Annotated in this window: 17 protein-coding genes; 10 read left to right on the top strand and 7 right to left on the bottom strand. The window is 73.2% G+C overall.

Annotation, left to right across the window (positions count from 1 at the left end):
* Positions 1 to 182 precede the first annotated feature (182 nt).
* Complete coding sequence (locus AB0B02_RS24120; protein ID WP_357303686.1) at positions 183 to 587, top strand: VOC family protein; 405 nt, start codon at positions 183 to 185, stop codon at positions 585 to 587.
* Positions 584 to 865, top strand: coding sequence for a helix-turn-helix domain-containing protein (locus AB0B02_RS24115; protein WP_357303683.1), 282 nt, complete (start codon positions 584 to 586; stop codon positions 863 to 865). Before AB0B02_RS24120 ends, AB0B02_RS24115 begins: the two co-directional genes overlap by 4 nt.
* Here the strand turns inward: AB0B02_RS24115 and AB0B02_RS24110 are convergent.
* Positions 862 to 1,872: a LacI family DNA-binding transcriptional regulator gene (locus tag AB0B02_RS24110; RefSeq protein WP_281940809.1), complete on the bottom strand. Its 1,011-nt coding sequence runs from the start codon at positions 1,870 to 1,872 to the stop codon at positions 862 to 864. The genes AB0B02_RS24115 and AB0B02_RS24110 overlap by 4 nt on opposite strands.
* Before the next feature lie 218 nt (positions 1,873 to 2,090).
* Between AB0B02_RS24110 and AB0B02_RS24105 the strand changes: the two genes are divergently transcribed.
* A complete protein-coding gene (locus tag AB0B02_RS24105; protein WP_357303680.1) occupies positions 2,091 to 4,109 on the top strand; it encodes a glycosyl hydrolase family 28-related protein in 2,019 nt (672 codons plus the stop codon).
* Positions 4,110 to 4,170: 61 nt separating this feature from the next.
* On the opposite strand, the gene AB0B02_RS24100 is transcribed toward AB0B02_RS24105, so the two are convergent.
* From AB0B02_RS24100 to AB0B02_RS24085, 4 genes are all read right to left on the bottom strand, one after another.
* On the bottom strand, positions 4,171 to 4,980 hold the full coding sequence (locus AB0B02_RS24100) for a SigB/SigF/SigG family RNA polymerase sigma factor (protein ID WP_357303677.1): 810 nt from the start codon (positions 4,978 to 4,980) through the stop codon (positions 4,171 to 4,173).
* Between the two features lie 128 nt (positions 4,981 to 5,108).
* Entirely contained in the window at positions 5,109 to 5,714 is a 606-nt protein-coding gene (locus tag AB0B02_RS24095) for a GerMN domain-containing protein (RefSeq protein ID WP_357303673.1), read from the bottom strand.
* Positions 5,711 to 7,060, bottom strand: coding sequence for a HAMP domain-containing sensor histidine kinase (locus AB0B02_RS24090; protein WP_357303670.1), 1,350 nt, complete (start codon positions 7,058 to 7,060; stop codon positions 5,711 to 5,713). The genes AB0B02_RS24095 and AB0B02_RS24090 overlap by 4 nt, the downstream gene beginning before the upstream one ends.
* A complete protein-coding gene (locus AB0B02_RS24085; protein ID WP_357303666.1) occupies positions 7,057 to 7,731 on the bottom strand; it encodes a response regulator transcription factor in 675 nt (224 codons plus the stop codon). The genes AB0B02_RS24090 and AB0B02_RS24085 overlap by 4 nt, the downstream gene beginning before the upstream one ends.
* 149 nt (positions 7,732 to 7,880) lie before the next feature.
* Between AB0B02_RS24085 and AB0B02_RS24080 the strand changes: the two genes are divergently transcribed.
* From AB0B02_RS24080 to AB0B02_RS24050, 7 genes are all read left to right on the top strand, one after another.
* The gene (locus tag AB0B02_RS24080; protein ID WP_281940799.1) at positions 7,881 to 8,252 is read left to right on the top strand and encodes an STAS domain-containing protein; all 372 of its coding nucleotides are present in this window, start codon (positions 7,881 to 7,883) and stop codon (positions 8,250 to 8,252) included.
* A gap of 9 nt (positions 8,253 to 8,261) precedes the next feature.
* Positions 8,262 to 8,576 carry a hypothetical protein gene (locus tag AB0B02_RS24075; RefSeq protein ID WP_281940797.1) on the top strand — a complete coding sequence of 105 codons (315 nt, stop codon included), beginning with the start codon at positions 8,262 to 8,264 and terminating at the stop codon, positions 8,574 to 8,576.
* A complete protein-coding gene (locus AB0B02_RS24070; protein WP_281940796.1) occupies positions 8,573 to 9,109 on the top strand; it encodes an STAS domain-containing protein in 537 nt (178 codons plus the stop codon). The genes AB0B02_RS24075 and AB0B02_RS24070 overlap by 4 nt, the downstream gene beginning before the upstream one ends.
* A 23-nt stretch (positions 9,110 to 9,132) precedes the next feature.
* Positions 9,133 to 9,423, top strand: coding sequence for a BON domain-containing protein (locus AB0B02_RS24065; RefSeq protein WP_357303753.1), 291 nt, complete (start codon positions 9,133 to 9,135; stop codon positions 9,421 to 9,423).
* A 135-nt stretch (positions 9,424 to 9,558) separates the two neighbouring features.
* Positions 9,559 to 10,995: a cellulase family glycosylhydrolase gene (locus AB0B02_RS24060; RefSeq protein ID WP_281940794.1), complete on the top strand. Its 1,437-nt coding sequence runs from the start codon at positions 9,559 to 9,561 to the stop codon at positions 10,993 to 10,995.
* A gap of 75 nt (positions 10,996 to 11,070) precedes the next feature.
* The gene (locus AB0B02_RS24055) at positions 11,071 to 11,733 is read left to right on the top strand and encodes a YdcF family protein (RefSeq protein ID WP_281940793.1); all 663 of its coding nucleotides are present in this window, start codon (positions 11,071 to 11,073) and stop codon (positions 11,731 to 11,733) included.
* A 60-nt stretch (positions 11,734 to 11,793) separates the two neighbouring features.
* Entirely contained in the window at positions 11,794 to 12,555 is a 762-nt protein-coding gene (locus tag AB0B02_RS24050; protein ID WP_281940791.1) for a glycosyltransferase family 2 protein, read from the top strand.
* Positions 12,556 to 12,621: 66 nt separating this feature from the next.
* Here AB0B02_RS24050 and AB0B02_RS24045 read toward each other — a convergent pair whose 3' ends face one another.
* Together AB0B02_RS24045 and AB0B02_RS24040 are read right to left on the bottom strand one after the other, a co-directional pair.
* Positions 12,622 to 15,198: a discoidin domain-containing protein gene (locus AB0B02_RS24045; protein ID WP_281940790.1), complete on the bottom strand. Its 2,577-nt coding sequence runs from the start codon at positions 15,196 to 15,198 to the stop codon at positions 12,622 to 12,624.
* A gap of 171 nt (positions 15,199 to 15,369) precedes the next feature.
* The gene (locus AB0B02_RS24040) at positions 15,370 to 16,446 is read right to left on the bottom strand and encodes a DUF4037 domain-containing protein (RefSeq protein ID WP_357303659.1); all 1,077 of its coding nucleotides are present in this window, start codon (positions 16,444 to 16,446) and stop codon (positions 15,370 to 15,372) included.
* Positions 16,447 to 16,535: the final 89 nt, after the last annotated feature.

The following is a 16,535-nucleotide window of genomic DNA, read 5'->3' as shown; positions in this document are numbered from 1 at the left end:
GGTGACCCCCGGTGAGTGGAGTCAATGTAGCGACGCCGACTCTTAACGGCAAGGTTTCAACGTGATGACGAAAGAACACGACTTGATGACGGATGATCGGGACGACAGCCCGGGGCAGGCCGAGCCCCGCGCGGGACGCGTGCCGCTTGACGGGCTACTTGCATTTTGCAAGCATGGTCCCCATGAGCCTCTTCATCACCTGCCCGGTCGAGAGCGTCGAGCGCGCGACCGCCTTCTACACCGCCCTCGGCTGGGCCCTCAACGCCGAGATGTCCGACCACAACGTGTCGTGCTTCGCGATCGCCCCCGAGCAGTACGTCATGCTCGGCAGCCGCGAGATGTACGCGAGCGTCGGCGGAGTCGAGGAGCTGGTCGGCGGAGTTCAGACGCCCTCGAAGGTCACGGTCTCGTTCGACCTGGGCAGCCGCGAGGCGGTCGACGAACTCGTCGAGCGCGCCGCCACCGCCGGCGGGCGGATCGGTGACACCGACGACTACCCCTTCATGTACCAGCGCCAGTTCGACGACCCCGACGGCTACCACTACTCACCGTTCTGGATGAAGACGGACGCCGATCCGACCGCGTGAGCGACCTCGCCGCGGCCCTCGACATCGTCGGAGCACGGTGGGCCCTGCTCATCGTGGAACGGCTGCTCGACGGGCCACAACGCTACGGCGATCTGCAGCGCGACCTCGGCGTGCCGACGAACATGCTCGCGACCCGCCTGCGCGAACTCGAAGCGGCCGGCGTGCTGCTCCGCCTGCCCCTTCGACACAACACCCGGGCCTATGCGCTGACCGATCGCGGGTTCGCCTTGCGCGAGGCGATCGTCGCGCTCGGCAACTGGGGCAGGAACGACGCCTAGGCAGCGCCTCTGCGGGGTACCGGGGCGGTGGAGCCGCGCACCACCAGCTCGGGCTCGAAGAGCAGCTCGTCGCGCAGGACGCCGGCGCCCTCGATCTGGGTGACCAGCAGGTCCACCGCGGCCTGTCCCATCGTCTCGATCGGCTGCCGGACCGTGGTCAGCGGCGGATCGGTGCAGGTCATGAACGCGGAGTCGTCGAAGCCGACCACCGACACGTCGGCCGGCACCGCGCGGCCGAGCCGGCGGGCCGCCCGGATGGTGCCGAGCGCCAGCACGTCGCTGGCGCAGACGATGCCGGTCACCCCGCGCTCGATCAGTTTGGTGGCGGCGACCCGCGCCCCCTCCATGGAGAAGCTGGAACGCTCGACGAAACGGCGCTCCGCGCCCCAGTCGGCGGCCCGGACCATGGCGTCCAGCTTGCGCCGCGAGGGCACGTGGTCCTCCGGGCCCAGCACCAGGCCGATCCGCTCGTGCCCGAGCGAGCGCAGGTGCCCGTACGCCTGCTCGACCGCGACCGCGTCGTCGGTGGACACGCGCGGGAAACCCAGCTCCTCGACGCCGGCGTTGACCAGCACCACGGGCAGGCCCCGGTCGGTCAGCCGCCGGTAGTGCTCGTGCGAGGCGTCGGCGAGCGCGTACGAGCCGCCGGCGAAGATGACGCCACTGACCTGGTGGTCGAGGAGCATCTCCACGTAGCCGGACTCCGGCACGCCACCGATGGTGCGGGCGCAGAGCGCCGGGGTGAAGCCCCGTTGGGCGAGGGAGCCGGTGACCACCTCGGCCAGCGCCGGGAAGATCGGGTTCTGGAGTTCCGGCAGGACCAGCCCGACCAGTCGGGCCCGCTCCCCGCGCAGCTTCGTCGGGCGCTCGTAGCCGAGCACGTCGAGGGCGGTCAGCACGGCCGTCCGGGTCGCCTCGGACACGCCACCCCGACCGTTGAGCACCCGGCTCACGGTCGCCTCGCTGACGCCCGCCTTGCGGGCCACTTCCGTCAAGCGCTTCGTCACGGCGGCATCGTACGTCAGATTCTTGCAAGAAATGAACAGCGACTCGGCATCCTGCCGGTCAACCGCCACGGTCGCTGCCTCGAAAGATCCGAGCAGTTCCATGCTTGAAACACGACAAGTACCAGGAATAACATGAGGCACCTTGTCGGCGGGCACCCCTCGCCTCCGCCGAGGCCCCGTCCCTCCTCGCGAAAGTGGGTGCTCCGATGCAGCGGAGCGTGGAGAGCAGGTCGGGCCGTCGCCCGTCCCTGCCGAGAATTCTCGCGGTGGCGGTCACCGCCGCCGCCCTCGTCGTACCGCCGGGTGCCGCCACCGCCGCGACCAGGTCGCCCGACCCGGCGCCGGTGGTGACCCGGGCCGCCCTCGACCCGGCGCTGACCGCCGGTCGCGGCGCCACCGTCGACTACGTCGAGCAGGAGGCGGAGAACGCGCGGACCACCGGCACAGTGATCGGCCCCGACCGCTCCGCGTACACGCTCGCCGGCGAGGCGTCCGGCCGCCGCGCCGTGCGCCTGCTCCCCGGCCAGCACGTCGAGTTCACGCTGCCCCGGGCCACCAACGCGCTGACCGTGCGGTACAGCATCCCGGACGCGCCGGGCGGCGGCGGCATCACCGCGCCGCTGCGGGTCGACGTCGGGCGCGCGCCCGCCCGCACGATGCGGCTCACCTCGGCGTACGCCTGGCTCTACAACCAGTACCCGTTCACCAACGACCCCGACGCCGACCTGCTGCACCCGGACTGGTGGATCACCGAGTGCTCCTGCGTGCCGGCCGCCACCACACCCGCCCCGGTGATCGCCAAGCCGTTCCGGCCGCACCACTTCTACGACGAGCAGCGACTGCTGCTCGGGCGCACCCACCGGGCCGGCGAGGTGGTCCGACTGACCGCGCCGACCGGGACGGCCGCCGCCTGGACGGTGATCGACCTGCTGGACGCCCACCTGATCGCCCCGCCCCGGGTGGTGCCCCGCGCGGTCAACGTGCTCGCCTTCGGCGCCGACCCGACCGGGCGGCGGGAGTCCGCCGACGCGTTCGACCGGGCCGTCGCGTACGCCCGGCGGGTGGACCGTCCGCTCTACCTGCCGCCGGGCCGGTTCCAGGTCAACCGGCACGTGATCGTCGACGACGTGACGATCGTGGGCGCCGGAAGCTGGTACACCGTCGTGACGGGACGCGAGGTCGCCCTGGACACGCCGGCGCCGGACGGCTCCCGGCACACCGGCGTCGGCTTCTACGGACGCGACGCCGCCGACGGCGGCAGCCGCGACGTCCACCTCTCCGGCTTCACCGTCGAGGGCGACGTCCGCGAGCGGATCGACACCGACCAGGTCAACGCGCTCGGCGGCGCGCTCAACCACAGCACGATCGACGGCCTCTACCTGCACCACACCAAGGTCGGCATGTGGTTCGACGGGCCGATGACCGGGCTGCGTGTCACGAACACCGTCATCGCCGACCAGATCGCCGACGGCCTCAACTTCCACACCGGCGTCACGCACTCCTCGGTGACCAACTCGGTGGTCCGCAACAGCGGCGACGACGCGCTGGCCATGTGGTCGGAAGGGACCGCGAACGCGGGCAACACGTTCGCGTACAACACGGTGCAGTCCCCCGTGCTGGCCAACGGCATCGCGCTGTACGGCGGCGCCGACCTGACCGTGGCGCACAACCTGGTCGCCGACCCGGTACGCGAGGGCAGCGCGATCCATGTCGGCGCCCGGTTCGGCGCCGAGCCGTTCGCCGGCCGCATCCGGATCACCGGCAACACCACGGTCCGGGCCGGCACCTACGACCTGAACTGGAACATCGGCCTCGGCGCGATCTGGTTCTACGCGCTGGACCGCAGCATCGACGCCGACATCCAGGTGACCGGCGACGCCTACCTGGACAGCACCTACAACGCGATCATGCTGGTCAGCGACTGGCCGGTGAAGGACCAGGTCCGCATCGACGGCGTCGTGTTCCGCGACGTCCGGGTCGACGGCACCGGCACGTCGGTGGTGAGCGCCCGGACCGCCGGCGGCGCGAGCTTCGCCGGCGTGGACGCGCGCAACGTGGGCGCGGTCGGGGTCAACAACTGCGGCTCGTTCCACTTCACCCCGGCCGGGTCGGAGTTCACCGTGACCGACCTCGGCGGCAACGACGGCGGATGGCTCGCCCCGTGGCTGCTGCCCAACACCATCACCTGCGACGACCGCCCCCCGGTGGTGCCGCCGCCCCCGCCCTCGACCTGGTGATCGGCCGCTGACACGCGCTGATGCCGCCACCTCGGCGAGGTGGCGGCATCAGCGCGGTGGATCAAACCTCGGTGAGCTGGCCCCGCAGCTTGGTCAGGGCGCGGGCGAGCAGCCGCGACACGTGCATCTGGGAGACACCGACCTTGGCGGCGATCTCGCTCTGGGTCAGGTTGCCGTAGAAGCGGAGCGTGAGGATCTTCTGCTCCCGCTCGTCGAGCGTGGCCAGCGCCGGGCCGAGCGAGGCGCGCAGGTCGGCCAGCTCGTACTCGTTGTCGTCGATGCCGAGCGTGTCGCCCAGCTCGGTGGCGCTGTCGCCGTCGCCGATCGGGGTCGAGAGCGAGACCGCGTTGTAGGCGCGCGCGCCCTCCAGGCCCTCCAGGACCTCTTCCTCGGTGACGCCGAGGTGCGTGGCGATGTCGGCGACGGTCGGCGCCCGGTTGAGCGTCTGGGTCAGCGAGCTGTTCGCCTCGGAGATGCGCAGCCGCAGCTCCTGGAGGCGGCGCGGCACCCGGATGTTCCAGGTGCGGTCGCGGAAGTGCCGCTTGATCTCGCCGAGGATGGTCGGGATGGCGAAGCCGGCGAAGTCGACACCGCGGGAGGCGTCGAACCGGTCCACCGCCTTGATCAGGCCCAGCGCGGCCGTCTGCGCGAGGTCACCGGCCGGCTCGCCGCGACCGCTGTAGCGGGCGGCCAGGTGGTTGGCCAGCGGCAGCCACGCCTCGATGACCTGGTTACGCAGGGCGGCCCGCTTCGGGTGGTCCGCCGGCAGCTCGGCGAGCGCCGCGATCAGCTCGCTGGCACGGGACTCCTCACCGGTCTGCGGCGCGCGGTGCACCTCGGTGGCGGACGGTGCCATGGTCATCGTGGTCATGCTGCCCTTCCTGTCCTCGAAGAACGGGTGGGACCCCCACACCGGTCGTGGGAGCAACACTAGACCAAAGTTCACCAGCAAATCAACCGAACGGACGATGGATGTTTGCCGCATAAGTGGACAAAAAATCAGCGCGGCAGCAGCGGACGGTAATCAGCGGCGGTCAGCGGCAGTGCCGAGACGCTTCCGTCGGCACGGGGCACCTCCAGCGGCTCGCCGTCCCGGCGGAACGCGACGCTGTCCACGTCCGGTCGCTGGGTCAGGCTGCACACGATCTGCCCGAACGCGAGCACCTCGTCGTTACGGCCGGTCTCCTCGCCGGCCTGCCGCACGTCGACCGTGGCGACGGTGCCGGCCAGCGCCGCGCCGGCCACCGTCACCGTGCCCGGCAACGCGGTGGCCAGCCCTCGCCCACGCTCCGTCTGGTCCGGCCCGGCCAGCAGATGTTGGAGGTGGGCGTCCACCCCGGGCAGGCCGTCCACCCGGCGGGTCACCACCGCCAGCCCGTCGTCGCGTACGAAGCAGAACGGCTCGTCCACCCGCCCGTCCGGGTCGGCCATGGTGGTGCCCGCCGGCGTCGGGAACCGCCCGGGCGGCGGCTGCACCAGCCGGGGCTCGTCGTCGACCGGCACGCCGCAGCCGGCCAGCAGCACGACCGCGAGCAGCGCCGGAACCAGCCGTCGAACGGTCGGACGCCCGACGGCGGCGCGACCCGCAACCACGCGCCGCGTCATCGGACCGCTCCCGGCAGCTCGACCCGGAACCGGGCGCCCCGCTTCCGGTCCAGCACGGTGGCCGTGCCGCCGTGCGCGGCGGCGTGCTGGGCCACCAGGGCCAGCCCGAGGCCGGTACCGTCGGTGCCGGCCCGGGCGTGCGCGGCCCGACCCCGGACGAACCGGTCGAAGATGGCCTCCCGGTCCGCCGGCGGCACCCCCGGCCCCTCGTCGTCGACCTCCAGGACGCCCACCCCGTCCGCCGCGCCGAGGCGGACCGCGACCGGGCCGCCGCCGTACCGCTCGGCGTTCTCCAGCAGGTTCAGCAAGACCTGGGCGAACCGGCGGCGGTCGATCCACCACTGGTGCGGCACCCCGTCGGCCACCTCCACCAGGCTCTCCGGCAACGACCGTTCCCGGCAGGCGGCCCGCGCCAGCTCGGCCACGTCGACGGTCTGCCGGTGCGCGGGCTGCTCGGTGCGGGCGAGCTGGATGAGATCGTCGACCAGCCGCTGGAACCGGGCCACCTCGTCGGCGACCAGGCCGGCCGCAGTGGCGGTGCGCTCGTCCTGGTGCTCCTTACGACGGTTCAGCACGCTCGCCGCCGCGGCCAGCGTCTGGAGCGGGGAGCGCAGCTCGTGGCTGACGTCGGCGGCGAACCGCCGGTCCCGGTCGATCCGCTGCACCAGCTTGTCGACCATCTCGTTGAACGAGCTGGACAGGCGGGTGAGATCCGGGTCGGTGGTCGGGTCCAGTCGGGTGGCGAAGTCGCCGGCCGCGATCCGCTCGGCGGCGTCGGCGACCGCGGTGAGCGGGCGGAGGCTGTTACGGGTGGCGTACCAGCCCAGCGCCGCGCCGGCCCCGGCGATCATGATGGCCACCGCGGTCAGCGCCAGCCCGACCACCTGGAACGTGTCCTCCACCTCACGCAGCGAGGTCAGCTCGTAGTAACCCAGCTCGCCCGGGAGCGGCACGCCGACCAGCAGCGTCGGCTGCCCGTCGAGGCGGATCCGCTGCACGGCGGGCTGCCCGTCGGCGACCACGCGTTGCAGTTCCGCCGGCACCGAGCTGGCGCCCACGTCGGCGGTGCGGGCGTACCAGCCGGTGCGCAGGTGCAGCAGCGGACGCCGGGCGCTGCCGGTGTCCAGCGAGCGCAGCACCGCCACCACGTCCGGCGCACCGGTGTCCAGCCCCGACCGGACCACCGCGGCGTCGTAGTACGCGGCCCGGACCGCGGTGCGCTCACGCTCGTCGAGCAGCGAACGACGGGTCAGGTCGTACGAGAAGAGCGCCATCAGCGCGGCCAGCAGCAGGGCGCCGACGGCGAACGCGGCGGTGACCCGGGCGCGCAGTCCGGGTCGACTCATCGTTGCAGCTTGTAGCCGAGGCCCCGGAGCGTGACCAGGTGGCGGGGGTTGGCCGGATCCGGTTCGATCTTCTGCCGCAGCCGACCCACGTGCACGTCGACCAGCCGCTCGTCACCGGTCTCGTAGCCCCAGACGCGGCTCAGCAACTGCTGCCGGGACAGCACCCGACCGGCGTGTTCGGCCAGCTCGCAGAGCAGCCGGAACTCGGTGCGGGTCACCGGCACCGAGTGACCCGAGCGGCGCACCTCGCCGGCCTCCGCGCTGATCTCCAGGTCGCCGAAGAACTGGGCGGGGGCGGGGCCGGCCACGGTCCGGGCCCGCCGGCGCAGCGCCCGCAGCCGGGCCGACAGCTCCTTGATCGCGACCGGCTTGACCACGTAGTCGTCGGCGCCGGCCTCCAGCGCGGCGACGATGTCGTGGGTGTCGTCGCGGGCGCTGATCACCACGACCGGGACGTCGTCGTCACGGCGCAACTGTCGGATGCAGTCGAAGCCGTCGATGCCGGGCAGCATCAGGTCGACGAGCACGTAGTCGGCCGGGTTCTCCCGCTGCCGACGCAGCCCTTCCTCCGCGGTCGCCGCCCCGTCGGCCTGGTAGCCCTCCTCCTCCAGCGCGAGCTGGAGCGCGAGCCGGATACGGTCGTCGTCCTCGATCACCAGTACGGCCGTCATATGGGCATCATGACCGGCCCAGCACGGGTCGCCCAATCGCGCCGGCCGTTCGTGGCTTTTGTCATCGAACCGTCATCCAACCGTCCGGCGACCTCCACGGTCACCGCCCAGAGTGGGAGCGGACCGGAACCCGTCACGGAAGCGATCTGATGACCACCAGCCTGCCGCCCTCCCCGCCGGAGCCCACCGTGCCGCACGTCCGGGTGGAGATCACCGAGGAACTGGGCCTGGCCGGACTGCCCGAGGTCACCCACGTGCTGGATCAGATCCTGGCGCTGCGCCCCCGCGCGGTGACGATCGACCTGGCCGAGTGCCGGCACGTGGACGCCGCCGCCATCGCGCTGCTGCTGGACGTGCACCACCAACTCACCCGGCGTGACGGGACTCTCACGTTGACCAACCCGCATCCCCGGATCCGGCGCATCCTGGCCACCGCCGGGCTCGGCGCGACCGTCCCCATCGTCGACACGCCCCGCCCGGCCGCACGCGGCCGGGCCCGGGTCTCGTCCGCGCCGCGCTGAGGAGGAGTGGTGACCGTCAGCACGCTCGTCGGGGCGCTCGTCGTGGGACTCGCGGTGGGCGGGCTGGGACGTCTGGCCGTCCCGGGGCGAAAGGCCGTACCGGTCTGGTTGACCCTCGCGCTCGGGGTGGCCGCCGCGCTGCTCGGCGCGATCGTGACCGGGTTGGTCGACCGACGGCCGGACGGCGCCGTGCTGGTGTCCCTGCTGGTGCAGTGCGGCTTCGCCGCCCTGGCCGTCATCCTGGCGGTGCTGGCCGCCGGCCGGCCCGGGGCGGAACGGTCCGCGCCGCCCGACCCGGGGGCCCGGCGGAAGGAGGAGGTGTGACGGTCGTACCGGCGGAACACCTGATGATGCTGATCTGCGACGCCTGCGGCGACAGCGTGACCGGCACGGGCGCCACGCTGCCGGACGCCGAGGTGGTGTGGACGCTGGTCTTCGAGCACGACTGGGTCGGTTCCCCGTTCGCCTCCGGACCGCACCACTGCCCCCGGTGCAGCGCCCGGGCGGTGGTCGCCGACGACGGGCTGGGCCTGGACGACCTGGAGCAGGTCGGGGGGCAACCGGCCGCGCCGGAGACGGACTCCGCCGAGGCGGTACGCCGGGCGCTGACCGACCGGCACGTCCGGGGCGAGCGGGTGCTGGTCGACCTCGCCGGCCTGGAGGTGATCGACTCCGTCGGCCTCGGCCTGCTGGTCCGCGCGCACCAGGAAGCCCGGCGGGACGGGCGGCGGCTGTGCCTGGTGGCGCCGTCGCGGTTCGTGCTGACCGTGTTGCACACCATGCGGCTCGACGGCGTGTTCTCCGTCGTCGACGACCGCGTCCCGGCGTCGGGTGCCGCACCCGACCCGAGGTCATGAGCGAGCAGAAGGAGCCTCCCGCAGTGATGATGCCCTGGCCGTACCCCGATTTCCCGTTCGCCGGCGACGGGCCGGACCCCGACGGCGCGGACGTGCGGCTGGCCTCCCTGGTCGCCCAGCGGCTCAGTGCCGACTGGACCACCCGGCGGCAGCAGATCACGGTCACCGTGCAGAACCGGGTGGTCATCCTCGCCGGCCTGGTCGCCGATCCGGAGACCCGCCGGGTCGCCGCCGAGCTGGCCTGGGACGTGCCCGGCGTGTTCGACGTCTGCAACGCGCTGCGGCTGTACGGCGGGCGACGCTCCCGGCGCTGATCCGCCGGTTGCACGTATCGGCGTACGCCTCTACCCTCTGCGTGGGAGCGCTCCCCAGGCCGCCACGTCGGGCTTTCCGGGCAGGTTGACGACGGGCATCGTCCGATCACCACCCACCAGATGGGACCTTCCCGCATGTTCTCGACTTCCCGCCCGTCCCGGCGGCATCTGCTCGTCGGCGGCGCGGTCGGCGCGCTCGCCCTGGCGGCGACCGCCGTCATGCCGACGACGGACGCGATGGCGGCGACCGGCTGCGCCGTCACCTACACCACCAACTCCTGGCAGGGCGGCTTCACCGCAAACGTGACCGTGAAGAACCTGGGCGACCCGGTGAGCAACTGGACGCTGGGCTTCAGCTTCCCCGACGGCGGCCAGCGGGTGGTGCAGGGCTGGTCGGCCACCTGGCAGCAGAGCGGCGCCGCGGTGACCGCGCGCAGCCTGGACTACAACGGCGCGCTCGGCACCGGCGCCAGCACCACCGTCGGCTTCAACGGCTCGTGGACCGGGTCGAACCCGAACCCGACCTCGTTCACGCTCAACGGCACGGTCTGCACCGGCGGCACGAGCACCCCTCCGCCCACCACGCCGCCGCCGACCACTCCCCCGCCGACCACCCCGCCACCGCCCACCGGCACCACGCCGGTCGCGATCAACGGGCAGTTGCGGGTCTGCGGGGTCAACCTCTGCAACCAGTACGGCCGCCCGATCCAACTGCGCGGCATGAGCACGCACGGGTTGCAGTGGTTCGCCAACTGCTACACCGACGCCTCGCTCACCGCGCTCGCCGACGACTGGCAGGCCGACCTGCTGCGCATCGCGATGTACGTGCAGGAGCAGGGCTACGAGACGAACCCGGCCGCCTTCACCAACCAGGTGAACACGCTCGTCGACAAGGCCGAGGCCCGGGGCATGTACGCGCTCATCGACTTCCACACGCTGACGCCCGGTGACCCGACCTACAACCTGGACCGGGCCAAGACGTTCTTCGCCAACGTGTCGGCGCGCAACGCGGCCAAGAAGAACGTCATCTACGAGATCACCAACGAGCCCAACGGGGTGAGCTGGTCGACCATCCGCAACTACGCCGAGCAGGTCATCCCGGTGATCCGGGCGAACGACCCGGACGCCGTGATCATCGTCGGCACCCGGGGCTGGTCCTCGCTCGGCGTGTCCGACGGCGGCAACTCCGACGAGATCGTCAACAACCCGGTCCGGGCGGAGAACATCATGTACACGTTCCACTTCTACGCCGCGTCGCACAAGGACAACTACCGCAACGAGGTGCAGCGGGCCGCCGCCCGGCTGCCGCTGTTCGTCACCGAGTTCGGCACGGTGACCTACACCGGTGACGGCGCGGTCGACACGGCCAGCAGCAACGCCTGGCTCGACCTGCTCGACCGGCTGAAGATCAGCTACGCCAACTGGACGTTCTCGGACGCGCCCGAGGGCAGCGCGGCGCTGCGGCCGGGCACCTGCGCGGCGGGGAACTTCACCGGCACGGCGGTGCTGACCGAGTCCGGCGCGTACCTGCGCAACCGGATCCGTACCCCGGACAACTTCCCCACCTCCTGACCGGGCGGCCGGCGGCGGCCCTCCCCCCTTCGGGCCGCCGCCGGCCCGCCCCCGCCCGGGCCGTAGCGTGAGCACATGACGCCGACCGCGACCGTGCTGCTGGTCTTCGGCCGGGGGGTGGTCGCCGACGACCACGGTTACCGGCTCACCGCCGAGGGTGTCGCCCGCACCCGGGCCGCCGTCGCGTACGTCCGTGCCCACGCGGCCGAGTTCCGGGCCGCGCCCGACGCGCGGGTGGTGTTCACCGGCGGCTGGCCGCACGGGCCGGCCGGGGCGCCGGACCCGCCGGCGGGCTGCCGGGAGGGTGAGCTGATGCGGGCGCTCGCCCGCGACGCCGGCCTCGACGCGTACGCCCGGCTGGACGCCGAGACACGCTCCCGCACCACGTTGCAGAACCTCGCGCTCACCGTCCAGGACGGACTGCTCGGCGCGGCCGGGTTCACCCCCGCCCATCCGCTCGGGCTGGTCTCCCATCCGTGGCACCTGCCCCGCATCCGGCTGCTCGCCGCGCGGGCGCTCGGGCTGCGCGGCGCGCAGTTGCTGGACGTGCCGGTGACCGGCCCGGACGCGGTGCCGGCCGGACGTGAACGGGCGGCCCGGGTGGCCTGCCGGATCGGCTATCTGGGCCTGCGTACCCCGGAGGCGCTGTTGCGCCGCGAACGTGGGCTGACCCGCGCCGCCCACCGGGTGGAACGGCTGCTCGGCACGCGGGGATTCGCGGCCCGACGCGCGGGGTAGAACGCTCGTCGATCCACCCGGCGGGCCGCGCCGGCGGACGACGCCACCCCGGGAGGTTCCGTGATCGTGCTGGTGCCGGTGTACCGGCCGGGTGACCGGCTGCCGCCGCTCGTCACCGACCTGACCGCCGCGTTGCCCGGGGCGTCCGTGCTGGTCGTTGACGACGGCAGCGGCCCGGACGCAGCCGCGGTGCTCGCCGACGCCCGTGCCCGGGGCGCGACCGTGCTGCGCCGCCGGGTCAACCGGGGCAAGGGCGTGGTGCTGCGCACCGGTTTCCGGTACGCCCTGACGCACCGCCCGGGCGACGACGTGGTCTGTGTGGACGCCGACGGCCAGCACCTGGTCTCCGATGTGGTCCGGGTGGTCGACCGGATGCGGGACACCGGCGCCCAGACGCTGGGGGTGCGCCGGTTCGACGGCGAGGTCCCGGCCCGCAGCCGGTTCGGCAACGCCGCGACCCGGGCCGCGTTCCGGCTGGCCACCGGCCGGGACGTGCGGGACACCCAGACCGGTCTGCGCGCCTACCCGGCCGGGCTGCTGCACCGGCTCACCACGGTCCCCGGCGACCGCTTCGAGTACGAGATGAACGTGTTGCTGGACGCCGTCCGGGCCGGGTTGCCGATCGAGCAGGTCGACATCGCCACCCGCTACCACGCCGGCAACTCGGGATCGCACTTCTCCGCGCTCGCCGACTCGGTCCGGATCTACCGCCCGCTGGTCGGCTTCGCCGCCGCGCGGGCGCTCTCGCTCGTCCCAGCGGGGGTGGACGCGTCCGGCGAGCGCGCGGCGACGGCCGACCCGGCGCCCGCCCGGACGCGCTGAGCCGGCGGCGGCCGGAGATCCCGAGCCGGAGGGGCGGCCGGCGCGTGCCGGCCGCCCCGGGTCCGGTCAGGGATAGCTGACCACGTTGACCGGCACGGTGTTCGTGCCCTGTGCCGGGCCACCGGTGTCGTTGATGACGTGGGTGATCGACCCGTTACCGCCCAGCGAGACGGTGAGCAGGTCGTGGAACCGCACACCGGCCCGGGTCGGGGCCTCGAAGGCGTGGTAGGCGGCGATGGTCGGGTCCACGTTGAAGTAGCAGTAGCTGCCCATCCCCCAGCCCTCGAACGACGTGACCGAGTCGGCGACCTTGAACGCCGCGTACCCGACCCGGGAACCGTTCGTCCAGGCGGCGGCGTTCGGCGGGTCGTACGGCAGCTCGTTCTGGAAGAAGATGGTGCGCCCGTTCTCGCCGTTCCAGATCACCTCGTGCTTCTGGTAGTGCTCGACGAAGAGCCCGAGCGCGGTGACGTTGTCGCCGTTGACGATCAGGCCGGTGTCGGCGGTGTTCACCGTCCAGCCGATGCCGGTGCCGTGGTCGCCCCGCCAGGCCCAGATGTGGTCGATCAGCGCGTCGTCCTGGTTGACCACCAGGCTGGTGGTCGCCTTTCCGGCGTGCGCGCCGCCGATGCGGAAGAACACGTCCTGCACGGAGGTGGGGTCGGCGGTGTGGCGGGCCGCCGAGCCGGCGGGGCCGACCTGCAACAGCACCGGCGAGTTCACCGCGCCGGCGTCGAACAGCAGCCCGGCGAGCCGGACCCCGTCGACGTCGGCGACCGTCATCGGCACCACGCCGTTCTGCGGCACCAGCGTCGGGTAGCCGATGCCGAGCACGACCGTGCCGGGCCGGTTGACCGCGATGGTCTGGTCGACGGCGTAGACGCCGGGCGTGAACAGCAGGTTCAGCCCCTGGGCCAGCGCGGTGTTGATGGTGGCCGCCGAGTCACCGGGCTTCGCCACGTAGAACTGGCTCAGCGGGATCGAGGTGCCGGGCGTGGCGCCGCCCAGCCAGGACGCGCCGACCGCGTTGGTCCGGGTGGACGGCACGAACACCTGGTACGCGCCGCCGCTGTCGAGGTAGAGGTAGGGCACGTCGCGGCTGACCGGGGTCTGGGCCAGCGTGGTGTACGGCGGGTTCGGGAAGCTGGTCGCGGGCGCGCCGACCACGCCGGAGTTGGTCACGTTCCAGACCGCGTTGAGGTAGCCGCCCACGTTGCTGTCCCGGGTGTACCACTGCTGCTGGGAGTACGGCTGGACCACGCCGGTCACCCGGCTGTCCGCGATGTAGCCACCGCTGGCCCAGCCGTAGCCGTTCGGGGCCAGGTTCAGGTCGCCCTGGATGTCCATCCGGCGGAACGGCGCGGCCTGCGACACCGCCCAGCGGGTGAACCCGGCCGACGGGAAGACCTGCATGTTCGACGCCGAGCGCCAGAAGTTCTGGGTGGCGTTGCCGCCGAACCAGCCGGCGTCGACCGTGACGTCGCCGTGGATGCGCACGTCACCGGGGTTCCGGCCGAGCCCCATGATCGAGGTGTAGAAGCCGATCTGCGCGTTGATGCCGGAGTAGTCGCCCGGCTTGAACATCAGCGCGTACCGCTCGGTGCCGAACTGGTTCGACTCCTGGGTGCGGAAGACGGCGTCGAGCTGGGTCTGGATGGTGGCGGCGGACATCGACGGGTCGAACGTGAGCACGTTGGGCCCGAGCGGTCCGCCGCCGGGCACGGTGCCGCCGCCGGTGGTGTTGACGACGAGTTCCCAGAGCGAGTAGCCGTAGCCGGTGGCCCGCGCCGTGCCGTACACCCGCAGGTAGCGGCCGGAACCGCTGACGGTCACCGCGTCGGTGCCGCCGTCGCCGCTGGTGGTGCCGTAGACCGAGGTCCAGGTGGTGCCATCGGTCGAGGTCTGGAGCTGGTACGACCGCGCGTACGCGGCCTCCCAGGTCAGCACCACCCGGCAGAGGGTGCGCACGCTGCCCAGGTCGACCCGGAGCCACTGCGGGTCGGCGGCGGCGCTGGCCCAGCGGGTGCCCGGGTTGCCGTCGACCGCCGCCGAGGCGGGGGTGCCGGCGTTCTCGGTCGACGAGGCGGTGGCCGGCCGGCCCTGGGCCGCGTTCGTCGCGGTGTCGCAGCCGCTGCCGCCGCCGGTGGTGCCGTAGACCTGGAACTCCCAGAGCGAGTAGCCGTAGGCGGTGGCCCGCGCGGTGCCGTACATCCGCACGTAGCGGCCGGTGCCGCTGACCGTCAGGTCGTCGGTGCCGCCGTCGCCGTTCGTGGTGCTGAACACGGTGGTCCAGGTGGTGCCGTCGGTGGAGGTCTGCACCTGGTATGCCCGCGCGTACGCCCCCTCCCAGGTCAGGCTGACCCGGGAGACGGTGGCGGTCGCGCCGAGGTCGACCTGGATCCACTGGGGATCGGCGAACGCGCTGGACCAGCGGGTGCCGGTGTTGCCGTCGGTGGCGTTGGACGCCGGACTGCCGGCGTTCTCGGTCGAGGAGGCGGTGGTGGGCCGGCCCTGGGACAGCAGCGGGTCGGCGGCGCGGGCCGGCCCCGCCGGGGCGGTCAGCGCTCCGGCGGCGAGCAGCGCGGCCAGCGCGGCGAGCAGCCGGCGGACCGGCCGGCGGCGGACGGGCGGAAGGGGTGACATGGGCAGCTCCGGGACGGGTGGAGTGCGGGGAACGGGCACGGGCGTGCCAGGGTGGCCGCCCGTGCGGTGGACCATCCCCGCACGCAGTGGCGCATGTCAATTCCCGGCAGCGACTTCCCCTGCTTTTTTCGCACCTTGTGAAAAGTCCGGAACAAAGCAGCGGTCGCGCCCTCACCCGGTCGCGGCCACCGCCGCCGCGACCCGCCGGACCCGGTCCGGGTGGGTGAGCACGTCGACGTTGTCGACGTACTGGTCCACCGCGCCGACCGGTGGCCGCCCGCGCAGCTCCGGGTCGTCGATCGCCGCGCGCAGCGCCTCGACGAACCGCCCCGCGTGCAGCACCAGGAACGGTCGGTCGTGGAACGGACGGGCGGTCGGGTCCACGGGCGCGGCCAGCCCGGCGTCGTTGGTCCAGGCCGCCACCGTCTCCAGGGCCCGTACCAGACCGGCCTGCCGGGCCGGCCAGTCGCCGGGCCCGAGCGCGACCGCCAGCGCGTCCCGGACCGGCGCCGCCGCCGGCAGACCGGCGAAGACCGTGCCGAGCCACTTCGGGTACGGCGGCCAGCGGCGGTGCAGCACCAGGCCGAGGCGCATCAGGTCGCGGGCCAGCCCGGCGACGACGATCCGGCTGCCCAGGTCGTCGCCGACCTCGGCGCACCGGCCGGCCAGGTGCTCGGCCTGCGCCACCCGCTGCCAGCCGGCCAGCAGCACGTGCCGCCACACGTCGTCCGGGTACCACGCCAACCGCGCGCGGACGGCGGTGAGCGCCCCGTCCAGCCCGTCGTGGAACACCGCGCCCCCGGTCAGCTCGGCGAGCCGCTGCGTCGGCGTGGCCAGCCAGTCCGCCGCCGTCAGGCCGGCCCGCGGATCGACACCCAGCCGGTCCCGCAACCACGCCCCGAGCTCGTCGACGCTCACCCCGTGCCGGTCACCGTCCGCCCGGACCACCCCGAGCCGGACCGTCGGGCCACCGGCGAACCGGGCCGGCCAGCCGAGGAACTCCCCCGGCAGCTCCGCGTCGAGCACCGCACGCACCTCGGGCACCCGCGCCGCGTCCGCCACGAACACCTGGGTACGCGGACCCCAGTCGTGGTCGGTGGAGCGGGGCGTGTCGAGGCCGAACAGCTCGGAGCCGCCGTCGAGCAGGCCGGCGGCGTACCGCAGGCCGGGCAGTCGGCGGGCCAGCAGCGGGGCCACCACCTCGTCGTGGAACCGGCGGGCCAGGATCAGACCGGGTACGAAGCTCACCGGGCCAGTCTGCGCGCACCGGCGCTCGCCGGGCCGCCCGTTTTCGGCCCACGGGTGCGTCCCCCACCTCGTCGGTGGGCTGTGCCACC

Source organism: Micromonospora sp. NPDC049240, assembly GCF_040647835.1.
Taxonomy (GTDB): domain Bacteria; phylum Actinomycetota; class Actinomycetes; order Mycobacteriales; family Micromonosporaceae; genus Micromonospora.
The sequence above is the reverse complement of the archived record's forward strand: the minus strand, read 5'-3'. Positions and strand labels throughout refer to the sequence as shown.

Bases quoted from the DNA above. Each gene is read 5' to 3' on its own strand.
- AB0B02_RS24045 (WP_281940790.1), bottom strand. From the start codon at position 15,198: ATGTCACCCCTTCCGCCCGTCCGCCGCCGGCCGGTCCGCCGGCTGCTC.
- AB0B02_RS24120 (WP_357303686.1), top strand. From the start codon at position 183: ATGAGCCTCTTCATCACCTGCCCGGTCGAGAGCGTCGAGCGCGCGACC.
- AB0B02_RS24100 (WP_357303677.1), bottom strand. From the start codon at position 4,980: ATGACCACGATGACCATGGCACCGTCCGCCACCGAGGTGCACCGCGCG.
- AB0B02_RS24055 (WP_281940793.1), top strand. From the start codon at position 11,071: ATGACGCCGACCGCGACCGTGCTGCTGGTCTTCGGCCGGGGGGTGGTC.
- AB0B02_RS24080 (WP_281940799.1), top strand. From the start codon at position 7,881: ATGACCACCAGCCTGCCGCCCTCCCCGCCGGAGCCCACCGTGCCGCAC.
- AB0B02_RS24085 (WP_357303666.1), bottom strand. From the start codon at position 7,731: ATGACGGCCGTACTGGTGATCGAGGACGACGACCGTATCCGGCTCGCG.
- AB0B02_RS24095 (WP_357303673.1), bottom strand. From the start codon at position 5,714: ATGACGCGGCGCGTGGTTGCGGGTCGCGCCGCCGTCGGGCGTCCGACC.
- AB0B02_RS24090 (WP_357303670.1), bottom strand. From the start codon at position 7,060: ATGAGTCGACCCGGACTGCGCGCCCGGGTCACCGCCGCGTTCGCCGTC.
- AB0B02_RS24060 (WP_281940794.1), top strand. From the start codon at position 9,559: ATGTTCTCGACTTCCCGCCCGTCCCGGCGGCATCTGCTCGTCGGCGGC.